Annotated in this window: 15 protein-coding genes; 10 read left to right on the top strand and 5 right to left on the bottom strand. The window is 67.2% G+C overall.

Annotated features, from left to right (window positions below):
- Nucleotides 1–38 precede the first annotated feature (38 nt).
- The 4 genes from ACXAID_RS02440 (at nucleotide 39) to ACXAID_RS02425 (ending at nucleotide 4,860) form a co-directional block, all read left to right on the top strand.
- The gene (locus ACXAID_RS02440; protein ID WP_475020585.1) at nucleotides 39–1,331 is read left to right on the top strand and encodes an MCE family protein; all 1,293 of its coding nucleotides are present in this window, start codon (nucleotides 39–41) and stop codon (nucleotides 1,329–1,331) included.
- Nucleotides 1,328–2,461: an MCE family protein gene (locus tag ACXAID_RS02435; RefSeq protein ID WP_475020584.1), complete on the top strand. Its 1,134-nt coding sequence runs from the start codon at nucleotides 1,328–1,330 to the stop codon at nucleotides 2,459–2,461. The genes ACXAID_RS02440 and ACXAID_RS02435 overlap by 4 nt, the downstream gene beginning before the upstream one ends.
- A 1-nt stretch (nucleotide 2,462) precedes the next feature.
- Complete coding sequence (locus ACXAID_RS02430) at nucleotides 2,463–3,929, top strand: MCE family protein (protein ID WP_475020583.1); 1,467 nt, start codon at nucleotides 2,463–2,465, stop codon at nucleotides 3,927–3,929.
- Between the two features lie 85 nt (nucleotides 3,930–4,014).
- Entirely contained in the window at nucleotides 4,015–4,860 is an 846-nt protein-coding gene (locus ACXAID_RS02425) for an SMP-30/gluconolactonase/LRE family protein (protein WP_475020582.1), read from the top strand.
- Between the two features lie 49 nt (nucleotides 4,861–4,909).
- Here ACXAID_RS02425 and ACXAID_RS02420 read toward each other — a convergent pair whose 3' ends face one another.
- The 3 genes from ACXAID_RS02420 to ACXAID_RS02410 all read right to left on the bottom strand — a co-directional run bounded on the left by ACXAID_RS02420 (nucleotide 4,910) and on the right by ACXAID_RS02410 (nucleotide 8,618).
- Complete coding sequence (locus tag ACXAID_RS02420; protein ID WP_475020581.1) at nucleotides 4,910–5,413, bottom strand: methylated-DNA--[protein]-cysteine S-methyltransferase; 504 nt, start codon at nucleotides 5,411–5,413, stop codon at nucleotides 4,910–4,912.
- On the bottom strand, nucleotides 5,410–6,900 hold the full coding sequence (locus ACXAID_RS02415) for an AlkA N-terminal domain-containing protein (RefSeq protein ID WP_475020580.1): 1,491 nt from the start codon (nucleotides 6,898–6,900) through the stop codon (nucleotides 5,410–5,412). The genes ACXAID_RS02420 and ACXAID_RS02415 overlap by 4 nt, the downstream gene beginning before the upstream one ends.
- A gap of 92 nt (nucleotides 6,901–6,992) precedes the next feature.
- The gene (locus ACXAID_RS02410) at nucleotides 6,993–8,618 is read right to left on the bottom strand and encodes a metallophosphoesterase (RefSeq protein WP_475020629.1); all 1,626 of its coding nucleotides are present in this window, start codon (nucleotides 8,616–8,618) and stop codon (nucleotides 6,993–6,995) included.
- Nucleotides 8,619–8,823: 205 nt separating this feature from the next.
- Between ACXAID_RS02410 and glsA the strand changes: the two genes are divergently transcribed.
- From glsA to ACXAID_RS02390, 4 genes are all read left to right on the top strand, one after another.
- The gene (gene glsA / locus ACXAID_RS02405) at nucleotides 8,824–10,128 is read left to right on the top strand and encodes a glutaminase A (RefSeq protein WP_475020579.1); all 1,305 of its coding nucleotides are present in this window, start codon (nucleotides 8,824–8,826) and stop codon (nucleotides 10,126–10,128) included.
- A gap of 89 nt (nucleotides 10,129–10,217) precedes the next feature.
- Nucleotides 10,218–11,090: a TIGR03619 family F420-dependent LLM class oxidoreductase gene (locus ACXAID_RS02400; protein ID WP_475020578.1), complete on the top strand. Its 873-nt coding sequence runs from the start codon at nucleotides 10,218–10,220 to the stop codon at nucleotides 11,088–11,090.
- Nucleotides 11,083–11,703 carry a TetR/AcrR family transcriptional regulator gene (locus ACXAID_RS02395; RefSeq protein ID WP_475020577.1) on the top strand — a complete coding sequence of 207 codons (621 nt, stop codon included), beginning with the start codon at nucleotides 11,083–11,085 and terminating at the stop codon, nucleotides 11,701–11,703. Before ACXAID_RS02400 ends, ACXAID_RS02395 begins: the two co-directional genes overlap by 8 nt.
- Nucleotides 11,700–12,716: a carboxymuconolactone decarboxylase family protein gene (locus ACXAID_RS02390; RefSeq protein WP_475020576.1), complete on the top strand. Its 1,017-nt coding sequence runs from the start codon at nucleotides 11,700–11,702 to the stop codon at nucleotides 12,714–12,716. The genes ACXAID_RS02395 and ACXAID_RS02390 overlap by 4 nt, the downstream gene beginning before the upstream one ends.
- On the opposite strand, the gene ACXAID_RS02385 is transcribed toward ACXAID_RS02390, so the two are convergent.
- A complete protein-coding gene (locus tag ACXAID_RS02385) occupies nucleotides 12,679–14,379 on the bottom strand; it encodes an adenylate/guanylate cyclase domain-containing protein (protein WP_475020575.1) in 1,701 nt (566 codons plus the stop codon). The two genes, ACXAID_RS02390 and ACXAID_RS02385, sit on opposite strands and share 38 nt — an antisense overlap.
- A gap of 45 nt (nucleotides 14,380–14,424) precedes the next feature.
- On the opposite strand from ACXAID_RS02385, the gene nucS reads away from it, so the two are divergent.
- Nucleotides 14,425–15,096, top strand: a complete 672-nt coding sequence (nucS, locus tag ACXAID_RS02380; protein WP_475020574.1) for an endonuclease NucS — start codon at nucleotides 14,425–14,427, stop codon at nucleotides 15,094–15,096.
- Nucleotides 15,096–15,401, top strand: a complete 306-nt coding sequence (locus ACXAID_RS02375) for a hypothetical protein (RefSeq protein ID WP_475020573.1) — start codon at nucleotides 15,096–15,098, stop codon at nucleotides 15,399–15,401. Before nucS ends, ACXAID_RS02375 begins: the two co-directional genes overlap by 1 nt.
- A 25-nt stretch (nucleotides 15,402–15,426) precedes the next feature.
- Here the strand turns inward: ACXAID_RS02375 and mce are convergent, their stop codons facing one another.
- Nucleotides 15,427–15,900, bottom strand: coding sequence for a methylmalonyl-CoA epimerase (mce, locus tag ACXAID_RS02370; protein WP_475020572.1), 474 nt, complete (start codon nucleotides 15,898–15,900; stop codon nucleotides 15,427–15,429).
- Between the last annotated feature and the right edge of the window lie 81 nt (nucleotides 15,901–15,981).

The following is a 15,981-nucleotide window of genomic DNA, read 5'->3' as shown; positions in this document are numbered from 1 at the left end:
GCAACGTCACGGCCGCATTGGCGGTGACACTGAGCGTCTTGCTGGTCGCGGGGCTCTTCGTGGCACTCCGCGGGACGGAAGAGGCAGGCCGGACCACAGTCACTGCCTATTTCGACAACGCCAACGGAATCTATGTCGGCGACGAAGTGCGGATCCTCGGCGTGCCGGTCGGCAAGGTCGACAACATCGAACCGGAACCCGGGCGCGTCAAGGTGGAGTTGTGGTTCGACGAGAAGTACGACGTGCCCGCCGACGCGGGTGCAGTGATCCTGGCGCCGTCGATGGTCACCGCACGTGCCATTCAACTGATACCCGCCTACAGCCAGGGGCCGACGATGCGCAACGGCGCGGTCATCGCCCAGAACCGGACGGCCGTTCCTGTCGAATGGGACGACTTGCGCACGCAGCTGGAGAAACTCACCGAGTCGCTGCAGCCGACCGAGCCGGGCGCGGTGAGCAATCTGGGCGCACTCGTGGACACTGCCGCCGAGAACCTGCGTGGCGAAGGTGCCGATATCCGGGACACCGTCATCAAGTTGTCGCAGGCGTTCTCCCTGTTGGGAGACCATAGCTCGGACATCTTCGGCTCCGTGAAGAGCCTGTCGATACTGGTTTCGGCACTGGAGTCCAGCAGCGACCTGATGAAGCAGTTGAATGCCAATCTTGCCGGCGTCACGGCCATGTTCGCCAACAGCCCGAGCGAGGTTTCGGTAGCCGTCGCCGACCTGAACACGGCGGTGGGCGATGTCCGGAGCTTCGTCGCCGAGAACGGTGAATCGCTGGGGACCACTGCAGACAAACTGGCGTCGGTCTCCGAAGCGGTCGGCGGCAGTCTCGACGACATCGAGCAACTGCTCCACATCGGACCCACCGCGTTTCAGAACTTCGTCAACATCTATCAACCTGCGCACTCGGCATTGACCGGCGCGGCGGCGATTGCGAACTTCGGGGACCCGATCACGTTCCTCTGTGGGGCTGTTCAAGCCGCGTCGCGGCTTGGCGCCGAACAGGCGGCGAAGCTGTGTGTGCAATATCTGGCACCCATCATCAAGAACCGCCAGTACAACTTTCCTCCGATCGGCCTCAATCCTTTCGTAGGTCCGATGGCGCGGCCGAACGAGATCACCTACAGCGAGGACTGGCTTCGACCGGACTATGTCCCGCCGCAACCGTCGGCACCAGGAGTGGACGTGTCCGCGGACGGCCCGGCTGCGGCTGGCGGGCAGGCGCCGCGGCGAGCTGTCCCGCCCGGGCCTGCGCCCGAGTCGGTTGCCACCGATCCTGCCCGGGGACTGCAGGGAATCATGATGCCGGGCAACGGGGAATCATGAGGTGGGTGCGCTGGCGAGGCACCGTTGCCGCAGCGTTGTCAGCTGCTGCGATGGTATCGGGTTGCGGCTGGAAAGGGGTGAACTCGCTGCCGCTTCCCGGGACCGAGGGTGGCGGTCCCGGCTCCTACGAGATCCAGGCGGAGTTGCCAGACGTCACCAACATCAAGGAGAACTCTCTGGTGCGAGTCGGCGACGTGACGGTCGGGAACGTCACCGAGATCCAAAGGCGAGACTGGCATGCCCTATTGACCCTGCGGCTCAACGGCAACGTCGAGTTGCCCGCCAACGCGACCGCCAAGGTGGGACAGACCAGCCTGCTTGGCTCGTTGCATGTCGAGCTGGCGCCGCCGACCGATGTCGCCCCCGAGGGAAAGCTCGTGGACGGTTCGGTCATACCACTGAGTTCCGGCTCTTCCTATCCGACCACCGAGGAAACTTTCGCCGCGCTCTCGGCACTGCTCAACGGCGGCGGACTGGGAGAGGTCCAGGACATCACGGCCGCGTTCGCCACCGCCTTCGCGAACCGAGAGCACGATCTGAGAAGCGTTCTCACGCAACTGGAGCAGTTCGTCGGACGGCTCAACGGCCAGACCGACGACATGATCGATGCGACCGCGAGCCTCAACGATCTCGCCGGCGAGTTCGCGGATCAGAGGCCGGTGGTGGATACAGCGTTGAAGACGATCCCCGAGGCGTTGAGCGTGCTCGAGGAACAGCGGGAGAACCTGGCCGAGGCGATCGACCAGCTTGGCAGGTTCGGCGCCTTCGCCTCGGACTCGGCCAACCAGACCAAGTCGGCGCTGGTCCAAGAATTGGAGGACCTGGCTCCGGTGCTGGAGTCGCTGGCTGACGCCGGGCCGGCGATGACCCGCTCGCTGAGCTTCTTCCTCACCTACCCGTGGCCGAACGAGACGCTCGACAACTGGTTCCGAGGCGACTACGCCAACCTCACCCTCATCCTGGACCTCACTCTGAGTCGCCTCGACTCGGGCTTCTTCACCGGCACGAGATGGGAGGGCAACCTGACCGAGCTCGAGATGCAGTGGGGCCGCACGATCGGGCAGATGCCCAGCCCGTATACCGCAGGCAACCCGCTGATCGCGCCTTACCGATTCGACCAGGGCCCCTGATATGGCGGCGCGAATCAAGCTCCAGCTGGCGATCTTCATCACCGTGTCGCTGGTAGCTGCCGGCTTCATGCTGTTCAGCTACATCAGATTGCCGGCCATGTTGGGCGTCGGCCGCTACACCGTCACGGTCGATCTCGCACAGTCGGGAGGTCTGTACGAGCGGGCCAACGTGACATATCTCGGGGTGGAGATCGGCAGAGTCGAAGCGGTGCGGCTGACGGATAGCGGTGTCCGGGCCGTACTGTCGCTCCGGAGTGACGTGGACGTCCCGTCCGATCTTGGCGCCGAGGTGCACAGCCAGAATGCGATGGGGGAGCAGTACATTGCGCTGTTGCCGCGAAACGGGGCGTCGCCGCCGCTGAAGAACGGCGATGTCATACCGCTCGACCGAACGTCAGTGCCGCCCGACGTCAACGATCTGCTCGATGCGACGAATCGTGGGATTCAGGCCATCCCGCGCGACAACCTCGAGACTGTCGTCGACGAGTCCTACGTGGCGTTCGGTGGGTTGGGTACGGAAATCCGGCGGTTGGTCATCGGCTCCACCACCCTGATCATCGATGCTCGCAAGAACCTGGAGGAACTGACCACGCTGATCGATCGATCCGGGCCGGTACTGGTCTCGCAGGCCGAGACCGCTGGCGACGTCGAGGCCTGGGCGTCGCACCTGGCTGCGATATCCGGGCAACTGCGCGACCAGGACAACGCGGTGAGTGATGTGCTCGCGAACGGATCGACCGCCACCGACGAGGCGCGTCACCTTGTCCAGCGACTCCAGCCGACCCTGCCGGTGATCCTGGCGAACCTGGTCAACGTGGCCGATCTTGCCGTCGTCTACAACAGTGGTATCGAACAGCTGTTGGTGTTGTTTCCGCGCGCGACCGCCATCATGCAGGGCTTCCTGGTGCCTAACCTGAACACCAAGCAGGACTTCGGCGGCGCCTACCTCGACTTCAATCTCAACCTCAACCTGCCACCGGCGTGCGTCACCGGTTTCTTGCCCGCAACGCAGATGAGGTCACCGACCGAGGTGGATGCACCGGAGCGGCCCGAAGGGGACTTGTACTGCCGGATACCGCAGGACTCGCCGTTCAACGTACGTGGCGTGCGCAACACGCCCTGCTTGGCGAGACCCGGCAAGCGCGCTCCCACCGCGAAACTTTGTAAGAGCGATGAGGAGTACGTTCCCCTCAACGATGGGTTGAACTGGAAGGGTGACCCCAACGCGACCCTGTCGGGGCAGGACATCCCCCAGCTGCCTCCGGAATCCGCGCTGCCGACCACTGGTCCGCCCGGCGCGTCCCCGGGGGTGTCGACGCCGCCGCCCGTGGCGATCGCACCGTACGACCCGGCCACGGGCACGTATGTCGGACCCGATGGAAAGGTGTACAGGCAATCCGATCTCGCAGAAGGCGCGTCGCAGGACAAGCAGTGGCAGGACATGCTGGTGCCCCCGCCGCACCGGTGAGCCGGTACTGAGCCGGCCAGCCGACGAGGGTTGGCGGAATTCCGAAAGGACCAACCCGTCTCCTCATTAGGATACTATATATAGTATGAAACTCATGGAGTCGCCCATAGCGGTGCCCCTCATGCCGTTGGCCGACGGATTCTCCTCGGGTGCGGCGCCACGCTGGTTCGAGGGCCTCTTGTGGTTCTCGGACACGGGGGCCGGAGAAGTGCACACCGTCAACCTGGCCAGCAAGATGAGCACGTTAGCCCTTCCCGGTCATCGGCCGGCAGGCTTGGGCTTCCGGCACGGGTCCCTGCTCATCGCGTCTGCAACCGCGCGGGTGGTGTTGCGCTATGACGGTGAAACGACCGAACTCGAGGCTGATCTCTCCGGTGTCGTCTCGGCAGATCTCGGGGACTTGGTGGTCGACGATCTCGGCCGTGCCTATGTCGGCTCCCAGGGTTTCGAAGACGGGCTCGTCGTCAAGATCGAGCCGGACGGCTCTATCGATATCGTCGCTCACGGACTGGGCCATCCCACTGGCATGGTCACCACCGCCGATGGTCGAACCCTCCTCGTGGCCGAGTCGACCAGCCGTCGTTTGACGGCTTTCAGTATTCGCCCCGACGGCTCGTTGTCTGAGCGGCGGACTGTCGCGGCCCGACTCGACGGTTCACCCGGGGGGATGGCCCTCGATGAGGATGGCGGATTGTGGATGGCAATGACATCACTGCATCAGTTCCAGCGGATCAGTGAAGGTGGCGTAACGACTGACCGGATCCATATCGGTGACAGGTCAGCCCTCGCGTGCACGCTCGGTGGGCCTGACCGGCGGTTGCTCTTCCTGCTCTCCGGCGCTGACATCTCCCGGCATGGCGTGGCCGGCGGTTCGCGGACGTGCCGTGTCGAGATGACTCCGGTGCTCAGCCCCGGCATAGGCCTGCCTTGACGGGGAATCCGGCCGCAACGCCAGCCTGGTCGACTGGCTGGGGGCCTGCTCAGTCGAACAGCGTCGGCGCCAACGACGAATGAGCTCTCTCCAGGCCCAGCAACGTTCTCTTGCGGTCCATTCCGCCGCCGTAGCCGGTGAGACTGCCATTGGCCCCGATCACCCGATGGCACGGCACGATGATGCCGATCGGATTGCGACCGTTGGCCAGCCCCACCGCGCGAAATGCACCGGGTGCACCGATCTGGTCGGCGATCTCACCGTATGAGCGGGTCTCGCCATAGGGGATGGTCAACAGCGCCTCCCAGACCCGGCGCTGGAACGGGGTGCCAGGCAGGTCCAGGTCGAGGTCGAACTCCTGGCGTGTGCCCTTGAAATACTCGTCGAGTTGGACAGCGGCCTCGTCGAAGGCGGCGTCGTCGCGTTGCCATCCGCTTCGGTCGGGTTCGTGGCTCTGGTCGACCATCCGCAGGTGGCGCAGACGGTTGTCGGTGCCGGCGAGGGTGAGTACGCCGACCGGGCTCTCCATGGTCCGGTAAGTGAGCACCTTCATCGTTCCTCCTTCGGTGGCCATTCGTTGACGGCATGGTCGAGTGCGGTCCAAAGATGTTGTGTCGCATAGGAACGCCACGGTCGCCAGCTCTGGCTGTACTCCGTCAGGGCGCGAGCCTCCGACGGCAGCCCGAGTTGGCGGGCGGCGAGGCCGACACCGAGGTCGGTGGCAGGGAATGCATCCGGATCCCCGAGCCCGCGCATGGCGATCATCTCGGCGGTCCACGCTCCGATGCCAGCCAGGCCGAGTAGTTGGGCACGCGCGTCGTCCCAATCGCATCCGGAGTCCAGGACCACTTCGCCGGTGTTGAATGCGCCGACCAGGCTGCAGACGGTGCGTTGGCGGGTCCGTGGGAACGCCAGGTGCCTCGGATCGATCTCAGAAAGCTCGGCTGCCGAGGGGAACAGATGGGTCAGGCCGCCGGTGCCGTCGGTCACCGGGGTGCCGTAGGCGGCGACCAGGCGGCCCGCGTGAGTGCGGGCCGCCGCGGTGGACACCTGCTGGCCGAGCACAACCCGCAGCGCCAGTTCGTGCTCGTCGACGGTGCGGGGGATCCGCTGTCCGGGGGCCTTTGCGACCACGGATGCCAGCTGCTGGTCGCCGGAGAGTGCCTCGACGACGGCCTCGGGGTCTGCGTCGAGATCCAGCAGCCGCCGGCACCGCGCGATCGCCGCCGACACATCGCGGAAGTCGTCGACGGACAGCCGGCACCGCACATGGTCCGCGTGGGGCGTCAGGTCGACGATCCCGGTCCCGTGGGGCAGCCGCAACGTCCGCCGGTACGTGCCGTCCCGCACTTCCTCGACACCGGGTACCGCGGTGGCGGCCAGATGGCCGAACAGTCCCTCGTAGGCGAACGGGGTCCGCACCGCCAGACGCAGTGACAACACCCCCGTTCCGCTGCTGTCCTCGGGCCGCAGCCGGGCGCGGGCGCGTTGTCGCAGCGCCGTCGGGGTCAGGTCGCAGACGGCCCGCACAGTGTCGTTGAACTGCCGGATGCTGGCGAACCCCGCGGCGAAAGCGACATCGCTGAAGGGCATTTCGGTGGTCTCGATCAGCACCCGCGCTATCTGGGTGCGCTGGGCGCGGGCCAGGGACAGCGGTGTCGCCCCCACCTCGGCATGGGTGAGGCGCTCGAGTTGGCGGACGGTGTAACCCAACCGGGCCGCCAGCCCGCTGACCCCGTCACGGTCGACGACGCCGTCGGCGATCAGGCGCATGGTCCGCGCCACGACGTCGGAGCGCACATTCCACTCCGGTGATCCGGGGGAGGCGTCGGGCCGGCACCGCTTGCAGGCGCGGAACCCGGCACGCTGCGCGGCCGCGGCCGTCGGGTAGAACTGCACGTTGCGGGCATACGGCGGGCGCACCGGGCAGCTGGGGCGGCAATAGATCTTGGTGGTGCGTACAGCGATGACGAACCAACCGTCGAACCGGGCGTCCTTGGCCTGCACGGCCCGGTAGCAGCGGTCGAAGTCGGTGTACATGACTCAACGATTACACGACACCGCCGACATCACTAGCGGAAAAACGACATGGTGGTGGCTGGTTGAGGACCGGGCCGCCCGGCACCGGTCGCTCAGGCGTGCACCCGGCGGCGGAGGGTGAGCTGGTCGAACTCGCGGCCGTACTCGTCGACCGCGACGACGTCCATCTCGCTGACGAGGGTTCCGGGGCGTACGTCGACCCGGATGAACGCGTAGTTCAGGAATCGCACCCGCGACCAGCTCACTGCTTCTTCTCGCTTGTCCCCGTCGGCGGTCCAGACATAGCTGTTCGGGACGAACGTGTCGGGGATCTGGTGTCCGCGGTAGGTCTGGAGTTCGCCGGGCTGGAACGTGTAGCGGGGCCGCCCGCCGGAGCCGACGGTGTAGTAGACGGTGCCGTCGGTCTCCGGGTCGATCGTGGCGAAGTCCCCGGCCACCACCGTCGAACGGCCGGCGCGGATGGGGTCGGAGCGCTCGAACGCGTGGTTGTGGCCCTGCAACACCAGATCGACCTGATAGCGGTCGAACAGATCGCACCAGGCCGCCCGCACCCCGCCGTCGCTGGCGTGGGCTTCGACCGTGGAGTACGCGCAGTGGTGGAAGAAGCAGACGATGAAGTCGATGTCGGGGTCGTGCCGGTAGGCGGCCAACGTGCGCTCCACCCAGGTGTTCTGCGCGCCGTGCGAATAACCGGTGTTGGCGGTGATCTCGTAGCTGACGTCGTTGGCGTCCAGCGACAGCACCGCGACATTGCCGTAGACGAACGAGTACACCGACGGACAGCCCGCCGGCCCGTTGCCGGGGAAGTCGAGCCGGGCCAGGTGACCGCCATAACCGTGCACGGGGTAGGCGGCTTCCATGTCGTGGTTGCCGGTGGCGAACATCCACGGCGACGTCGAAGCGCTGGCTTCGATCGAGGCCAGGTAGACGTCCCACACGTAGGGGTTGAACTTGTCGAAGCCCGAGGGGAGCCTCCCGCCGGACGGCACGAAGGTGGGGGGCCGGCCTTCCCCGGAGGGGTCGGCATAGGCGATGTCACCGGCCAGCACGTGGAAGTCGGGCCGGGCGGCGACGATCTGGTTCAGCACGTTGGCGGCGTGTGCGACACCCGGGTCGTTGTCGGGCTTGTAGTAGTTGTCGTCGTAGTCGCCGCGCGCCAGCCCCGGCGGCAGCAGCGGGGTGTCATCGGTGCCCTGGTCGCCCATCATGGTGAATCGGAACGGGGCCTGCGCGTGGCGGGCACTGGGCATCGCGGTGGCCGCCGACCGGGTATCGCCGAGGAACCCGTCGTCGGTGCGCCACCGGTAGTAGTGCGGAGCGCGGCCGGGCAGGCCGTCGATGGGGGCGTGGACGTAGAACTGTTCGGCGGCCAGCACGCCGCCGCTGCTGTCGGGGATCTGGGTCACGAGGTTGCGCACCTCGGCCTGGACGGTGGCACCCAGCGCCGACGTCGGGCCGTAGTCCAGGAACACCTTCTGAGAACCCGGATTCCGGGACAGCTGGGCGGCCAACCGCAACTGGCTGGCCGCATCCGGGCCGTACCCCACCCGGCGGTTGGCGATGCTCAACGGTGCGTCCTGGGCATAGGCACGGGCGCCGAACGGTGATGTGCCCGCACCCGCGACGGCGGCCAGGGCCGCCGAGCCGCGCAGGAAGTTGCGTCGCGACACGCGGTGGCGACGCAGATACGACCGGTGCCATTCGTACTGTTCGGCCATGCTCAGCCCGGTCAACGGAGCGGGCACGCCGGTGTCCGGGATCTGTGCGGCGGAGGTCGGGTCCTTCGGCACCATTGGATCCTCGCTCAGCTGCGGCGACGGTGCCGTCCACGACGGTCAACGTGGCGGGGAAGTCCTGGTGAACAACCGGTGAAAACGCGCAGGTCGATCGTCGTCCCGCTGCGCTGCCCTAGACTGCGTGCCTGTGGCCGAATTGGTGCAGCGTTACCTCGACCGCATCCTCGCCGAGCACGCCGATGTCACCGCGGGGCAGTTGGCCGACTACATTCCCGAACTCGCGGCCGCCGACCCCGACGGTTTCGCCCTCTCGCTGTCGTCGTCTGACGGCTTCATCTATCAATCCGGCGATGCTGCTGCGGAATTCACGATCCAGTCGATCTCCAAACCGTTCACCTACGCGCTGGCGCTCGAGGCGATCGGAGCCGACGCCGTGGACGCGCGGATCGGTGTGGAGCCCTCCGGGGAGGCCTTCAACGAGATCAGTGTCGACAGCGCCACCAAGATCCCGAAGAACCCGATGATCAACGCGGGTGCCATCGCGGCCGTGTCGCTGATACCGGCGTCGTCGCCGGCAGAGCGCTTCACGGCCATCCAGGACTTCTACTCGGCGTACGCCGGACGCCGGCTCGAGCTCGACGAGCAGGTGTACGCCTCGGAGAAGGCGACCGGAAGCCGCAACCGGGCCATCGGATACATGCTGGCCAGCTTCGGGGTGCTCGACGACGACCCCGACGAGGTGCTCGACGTGTACTACCGGCAGTGCTCGCTGCGGGTCACCGCGACCGACCTTGCCAAGATGGGTGCGACCCTGGCTCGTGGCGGCGTCAACCCGCAGACCGGCCGCCGGGTCAGTGGTGCGGCGGTGGTGAAACGCACGTTGTCGGTGATGGTGACCTGTGGCATGTACGACGCGGCCGGGGACTGGGTCAGTGCCGTGGGTATGCCCGCCAAGAGCGGGGTCGGCGGCGGGATCGTGGCGGTGCTGCCCGGTCAGCTCGGCATCGGGGTGTACTCACCACGGTTGGACGCCAAGGGCAATAGCGTGCGCGGAGTCCGGGTGTGCCGCAGCCTATCCGAGCAGCTGGGCCTGCACTTCCTGACCGTGGCGCGGGAGTCCCGGTCGACCCTGCGGGCCAGTTACGAACCGCATCCGGGCGTCCGCGTCTACGAGACTCACGGGGACCTGCTGTTCAGCGGTGCCGAACAGGTGCTGCGTATCGCCGATCGGGACCGCGACAGCTTCGAGGTCGTGATCCTCGACGTCTCCCGGGTCGACGACATCGATGACGCCGCGCGCGGGTTGCTGTCCGGTATGGCATCCGAGTTGCGCGCCGAGGGTAGGGCGGGCTTTCTTGTCGACCCGGACGGGATGGTCACCGCCGATGCGCGGGAGCTGGAGGTGGCTCGGTTCCACACCGTCGAGGGCGCCGTCGAGGCGGCGAAGGAGTTCCTGCGCACCACTCGGCCGTCTGGGGCTCAGCACTCGTAGCGGCCACCGCGGGCGCTTGACTTTCCGTTGCGGACCGCCTTAACTTCACTATTAAGCACGAACGATCGTGCCTAATAGAGGGAGCGGCAATGCGACTGTCCGTCATGCAGTTCGTCACCGACCGGACCCCGCCACCGCAGGACGTCGGAGTGTGGGCCGAGGAGCGTGGGTTCGACGCCCTCTATGTCCCCGAGAAGACGCACGTGCCTACCGCGCGGCAAACGGCGTGGCCCGGTGGCGACCTGCCGGAGTGGTACTACCGCTGCTACGACCCGTTCGTCGCACTCGCCGCTGTGGCTGCAGTGACCACTCGACTGCGGGTGGGCACCGGCGCGTGCCTGGTCGCCGTCCACGATCCGATACTGCTTGCCAAACAGATCGCCTCGATCGACCACATGTCACACGGCCGATTGGTGCTCGGAGTCGGATTTGGTTGGAATGTAGAAGAACTCGCCGATCACGGGGTGCTGTTCAGCGATCGCGTCGCCATCACGATCGACAAGTTGTCAGCAATGCGCACCTTGTGGGCCTCCGAGCCGGCCGGCTACGTCGGTAGTCATGTGTCGTTCCCGCCCTCCTGGGCCTGGCCCAAGCCGGCCGCGGCGCCGCCTGTGCTGTTCGGTTGCCGCGCCGGGGCGAGGCTCTTCGCCACGATCGCCAGGCACGGGGACGGCTGGCAGCCGATCGAAGGCTACGGAGATGTCCTCTCGGCGCTTCCCGCATTGCGGGGCGCCTTCGAAGCGGTCGACCGAGACCCGGCCCAGGCGCACGTCTGCGTCCATTCCTCGGCGGGCGACCCTGCTGCGTTGGACGCCTACCGCGCTGCCGGGGTGAACGAGGTGGCGCTCGCATTGCCTTCCGCCGGCCGTGACGACGTCGTCGCTGCACTGGATCGCTTCCAGCCACTCGTCGCCGAATTCGGCGAACCCGCAACCACAGTCGAGCGAGGCTCGGTTGCCTAGCGCGGAGTCCGGCCGTGCGACCAGGGAGCGGGTCCTGGCCGCAGCGATGAACACCGCCTCGGTCAATGGTCTGTCCGGGCTCTCGATCGGAGACCTGGCCGCCCAGCTGGATATGAGCAAGTCCGGTTTGTTCCGTCACTTCGGGGCAAAGGAGCAGTTGCAGATGGCAACTGTCGATGCTGCCCTCGAGGTGTTCGCCCGCGAGGTGATCGCGCCCGCGATGATGGCCGAGGCGGGTTTGGCCAGGCTGCGCGAACTGATGCGGAATTGGATCGGCTATCTCGAGAGCAATGTTTTTCCGGGTGGTTGCTTCTTCATCGCGGCGTCGGCCGATGTCGACTCCCGCCCCGGCCCGGTGCGGGACCGGATCGCCGAGATCGGCCGCTCGGCGATCAATGCCATCGCCTCCGAGGTCGAGCAGGCGATCGACCTCGGTGAGCTGCGCGCAGATACCGACGCCCACCAACTCGCCTTCGAACTGCACGCCTACGCCCTGGAAACGAACTGGGCCCGTCAGCTTCTCGATGATGACGCGGCCGGAGACCTGGCACGGCGCGCGATCGACAGCGCGCTCGCGCGGGCTGGAACTACCGAGAAGGGGGACACCCCGTGAAGTTCGTGAACTACCTCGAGCCCGTCGCTCCGCGGCGCGCCGACGGTGACGTCGCCGAAATCTATTCCGAGGCCCGACGTGACTTTGGCCGCGTTCCCGAGCCAGTACTGATGTTCTCGCCCAATCCCGAACTGCTCGCGGCAAGCTGGGCTAGCCTGCGCGAAACGCTACTCGCCGGACGAGCGGCCCGCGCTCCCAAGGAAGCTATCGCGGCTGCTGTCGCGACTTCCCTGCGGTGTCCGTGGTGCGTCGACGCGCATACCACGATGCTCTACGCGGCGGGTGACGGTGCGACGGCCAAGGGACTTCTGGCCCATGGGCGACCGGCAGGACCGCATGCCGACCTGGTCGCGTGGGCGCGAGGGACCGCCGCGTGGGGTGGGCCGCCCGCGCCGTTCGGGCCCGAACTCCTTCCCGACTACATTGGCACCGCAGTGGAGTTCCACTTCCTGGCCCGAGTGGTACTCGTCGTGCTCGACGAGACGTTCCTTCCCGGCGGGAGGCGGATGAAGGCGCTGCTGAGGAGGGCGGGGGCGGTGGTTCTCTCGGGCAATGCCCGCCGCGAACGGGTCGGCGGGCTCTCTACCGGCCGGCTCCCGACTCGACCGCTGCCCCCAGATCTTCTTTGGGCGTCCGCCTCGGAGCCGGTGGCTCGGGCCTTCGCCGCACTGACCGACTGCCTCGAGGTCACCCCTCACCTCCCGGAGCCCGGCCGGGCCGTCGTTCGCGCCGCAGTGGCGGATTGGCAGGGTGAACCGCAGTCCGTCAGTAGTTCCTGGACTCTCGAACACACCCAGGAACTACCTGCGGAACTCCGGCCGAGCACACGCCTAGGACTCCTCACCGCACTTGCTCCACAACAGGTTTCGGGCGAGGACATCTCCGCAGCCCGCGATGTTCTCCGAGATGACAGCGCGTTGGTCTCGGCGCTGGCGTGGGCGGCGTGGACAGCGGCGCGCCGTACCGGCGAGTGGATCAGTCGCCCGGCCCGGTCTGCTCCGGAGGGCGACTGACGCTGCCGGAGTCCGGTCGATCGCGACTGGCTCCGGCCGCGGGTGCCACGTGGGAAGCCCACTCGGGTACGGCCAGCCGGGTCGGTTCGGCATAGCCGCGCAGCGTCACCGTCTCACCCAACGACCATCGCGCGCTTTCGTTCTCGGTGGCGCGGTGCACCGTCCCCGCAGTCGCGACCACCCGTTGGGCGACATCCTTGGCCAGCTCGCACAGCCGCGCCGCCTCGTTGACCGGCTCACCGATCACGGTGTACTCGAAGCGTTCCCGGGCACCGACGTTGCCGGCCACCACGGTTCCGGAAGCCACCCCGATGCCGGCTTCGCACTCGGGGACCTCGGTGCGCAGCCGTCGGCCGATCGCGCGGGCGGCCGCCAGGGATTCGTCCTCGGGATGCTCCAGCGACACCGGTGCGCCGAACACCGCGAGCACCGCGTCGCCCTCGAACTTGTTCACCAGGCCGTGATGACGGTCGACCTCCTCGACGATGACCGCGAAGAACCTGTTGAGCAGTTCGACCACATCGGCCGCGGGCAGGCTGGTCACCAGCTTCGTCGACCCGATGATGTCGACGAATACGACTGCGGCGTGGCGTTCCTCGCCGCCGAGTTTCGGGCGTTCCTGTTCCGCCAGTGCGGCGACCTCACGGCCGACGTGGCGGCCGAACAGGTCGCGGACCCGCTCCCGTTCCCGCAGGCCGGCGGCCATCGCGTTGAAGCCGCGCTGCAGCTGTCCGAGTTCGGTGCCGTCGAAGACCACCACGTTGGTGTCCAGGTCACCGCGCTCGACCCGGTTCATCCCCGAGCGGACGACCCGCACCGGGGTGACCGTGAGCCACGACAGGATCCACATCAGGATGGCGCCGAAGACGAGGGCGAAGGCCGCCAGAATCATCACCGCGACGGTGAACTGGGTGGGTGTCAGGTTACGCTGGATCAGCGTGATCGCCGCGGCCAGGAAGATTCCGAGCACCGGCACGCCCGAGCCCAGCGCCCAGACCAGCATCGTGCGGCCCATCAGGCCCTCGGCGAAGCGCCGTGGCGGCCTTCCTGCCTCCAGTGCCTGGGCGGCCACCGGGCGCAGGGCGAACTCGGTGAACAGGTAGCAGCTGGCCGATACTACGATGCCCGGAAAGCTGACGCCGAGCAGCCACTTGGGGATGTACTCGCTGTCCTGCAGGCCGTATATCGTCGTGAAGATGACCGCGCCAAGTCCCCACAGCACCAACAGGACTCGGGTCAGCCGCCACGGTGCGAGGAAGGTGTTGTACTGATCCTCGGTGGTGGGGGCGCGCTCCTCGATGGCCCACCGGACGTTGTTCATCACCCGCTGGGTCGCCCAGAACACGCCGACCACCAGTGCGGCCACCAGATACACCGGCACCGCGATGAAGGAGATCCACGCGACTTCGGGAGCGAACACGCTGGGGATCGGAAACGCGACGGTGACGACCAGGGTGGCCACGCCGATGCCGATCAGGTTGGCGACGATGACGAAGGTGGTCAGGATGATCTGGATCCGCACCCGGCGCCGGCGCTGGCTCTCCGAGACACGCCCCAGAATCCACGACCCGTACTCGGGGACCGAGGCCATCCGCGGGCTCTGGTTGGTCACGCGTTCCAACAGGCGGCCGAGTCGTTGTGCCGCCGTCTTGTCGCCCGTCATGGTGGCGCCAGCCTAACCACCGCCTGTGGCGGTTAGGGTGGATCGGTGCGTCTTGTGATCGCCCAGTGCACTGTGGACTACGTCGGTCGGCTCACCGCGCACCTGCCCTCAGCGCGACGGCTGTTGCTGTTCAAGGCTGATGGCTCGGTGAGCGTGCACGCCGACGACCGTGCCTACAAACCGTTGAACTGGATGAGCCCACCCTGCTGGGTGGTCGAGGATCCCGACGGCGACACCCCGGTGTGGGTGGTCGAGAACAAGGCCGGCGAACAGCTGCGGATCACCGTCGAGGACGTCGAGCACGACTCCAGCCACGAGCTCGGTGTGGATCCCGGCTTGGTGAAGGACGGTGTCGAGGCACACCTGCAGGCGCTGCTGGCCGAACACGTCGAGTTGCTCGGCGCCGGCTACACCCTGGTGCGGCGGGAGTACATGACCCCGATCGGCCCAGTCGATCTGCTGTGCCGCGACGACCAGGGCCGGTCGGTGGCGGTCGAGATCAAGCGGCGCGGCGAGATTGACGGTGTCGAACAACTGACCCGCTATCTCGAGTTGCTCAACCGGGACTCGGTGCTGGCGCCCGTCGCCGGGGTGTTCGCGGCCCAGCAGATCAAGCCGCAGGCGCGCACGCTGGCGACCGACCGCGGCATCAGGTGCCTGACGCTGGACTACGACAAGATGCGCGGCATGGACAGCGACGAGTACCGGTTGTTCTGATGGCCCGGCGGCGACCGGCGGGCCGCAAAGGGCGGCCGCGCAATCCCGAACGCGGCCTGTTCGCGCCGTCGCGGCGGATCGAGCCGGGTCCGGACGGCCATGACTACGAGGTGCGGCTCGTCGCGGCGGGCCGCGCGACCAAGTTCTACCGGTGTCCCGGCTGCGACCACGAGATCAGGCCCGGCATCGCCCACGTGGTCGCGTGGCCGGCCGACAGTGCCGAAGGCCTCGAAGATCGCCGGCACTGGCACACGCCGTGCTGGGCGAACAGAGCGAACCGGGGTCCGACCCGGCGCTGGTCCTGAGCGGTGGGCGGAGGGTCGGTGACCGTCAGTGCTTGTCGGGGGCGGGCTCGACGATTTCGATCAGCACGCCGCCGGCGTCCTTGGGATGGATGAAGTTGATCCGGGAGTCGGCGGTGCCGCGCCGTGGGGCGTCGTAGAGCAGCCGCACGCCCTGCTCGCGCAACCGCTCGGTCAGCGCATCGATGTCGCTGACCCGGTAGGCCAGCTGCTGCAGGCCGGGGCCGCGCTTGTCGATGAACTTGGCGATGGTGCTGGTCTCGTCGATCGGCGACATCAACTGCAGCTGCACGCTGCCGACCGGGGCGCCGCGCACCGACAGCATCGCCTCGCGGACGCCCTGCTCCTCGTTGATCTCCTCGTGCAGCACGATCATGCCGAGATGGTCGTGGTACCACTTGATGGCCGCGTCCAGGTCGGGCACCGCGATGCCCACATGGTCGATGGCGGTGACCAGCGCGGTGGCCAGTACCGGACGGGCGTCAGTCTGCTCGGCGGTCATAACGCAAAGGTAACCTAAACAGATCGGATTCGAACAGCTCGGGTCTGCTGTATAGCCTTTGTGCGGCCCCGGGAAACGCAG

It is taken from the genome of Mycobacterium sp. ABE4_509 (genome assembly GCF_056160785.1).
The sequence above is the reverse complement of the archived record's forward strand: the minus strand, read 5'-3'. Positions and strand labels throughout refer to the sequence as shown.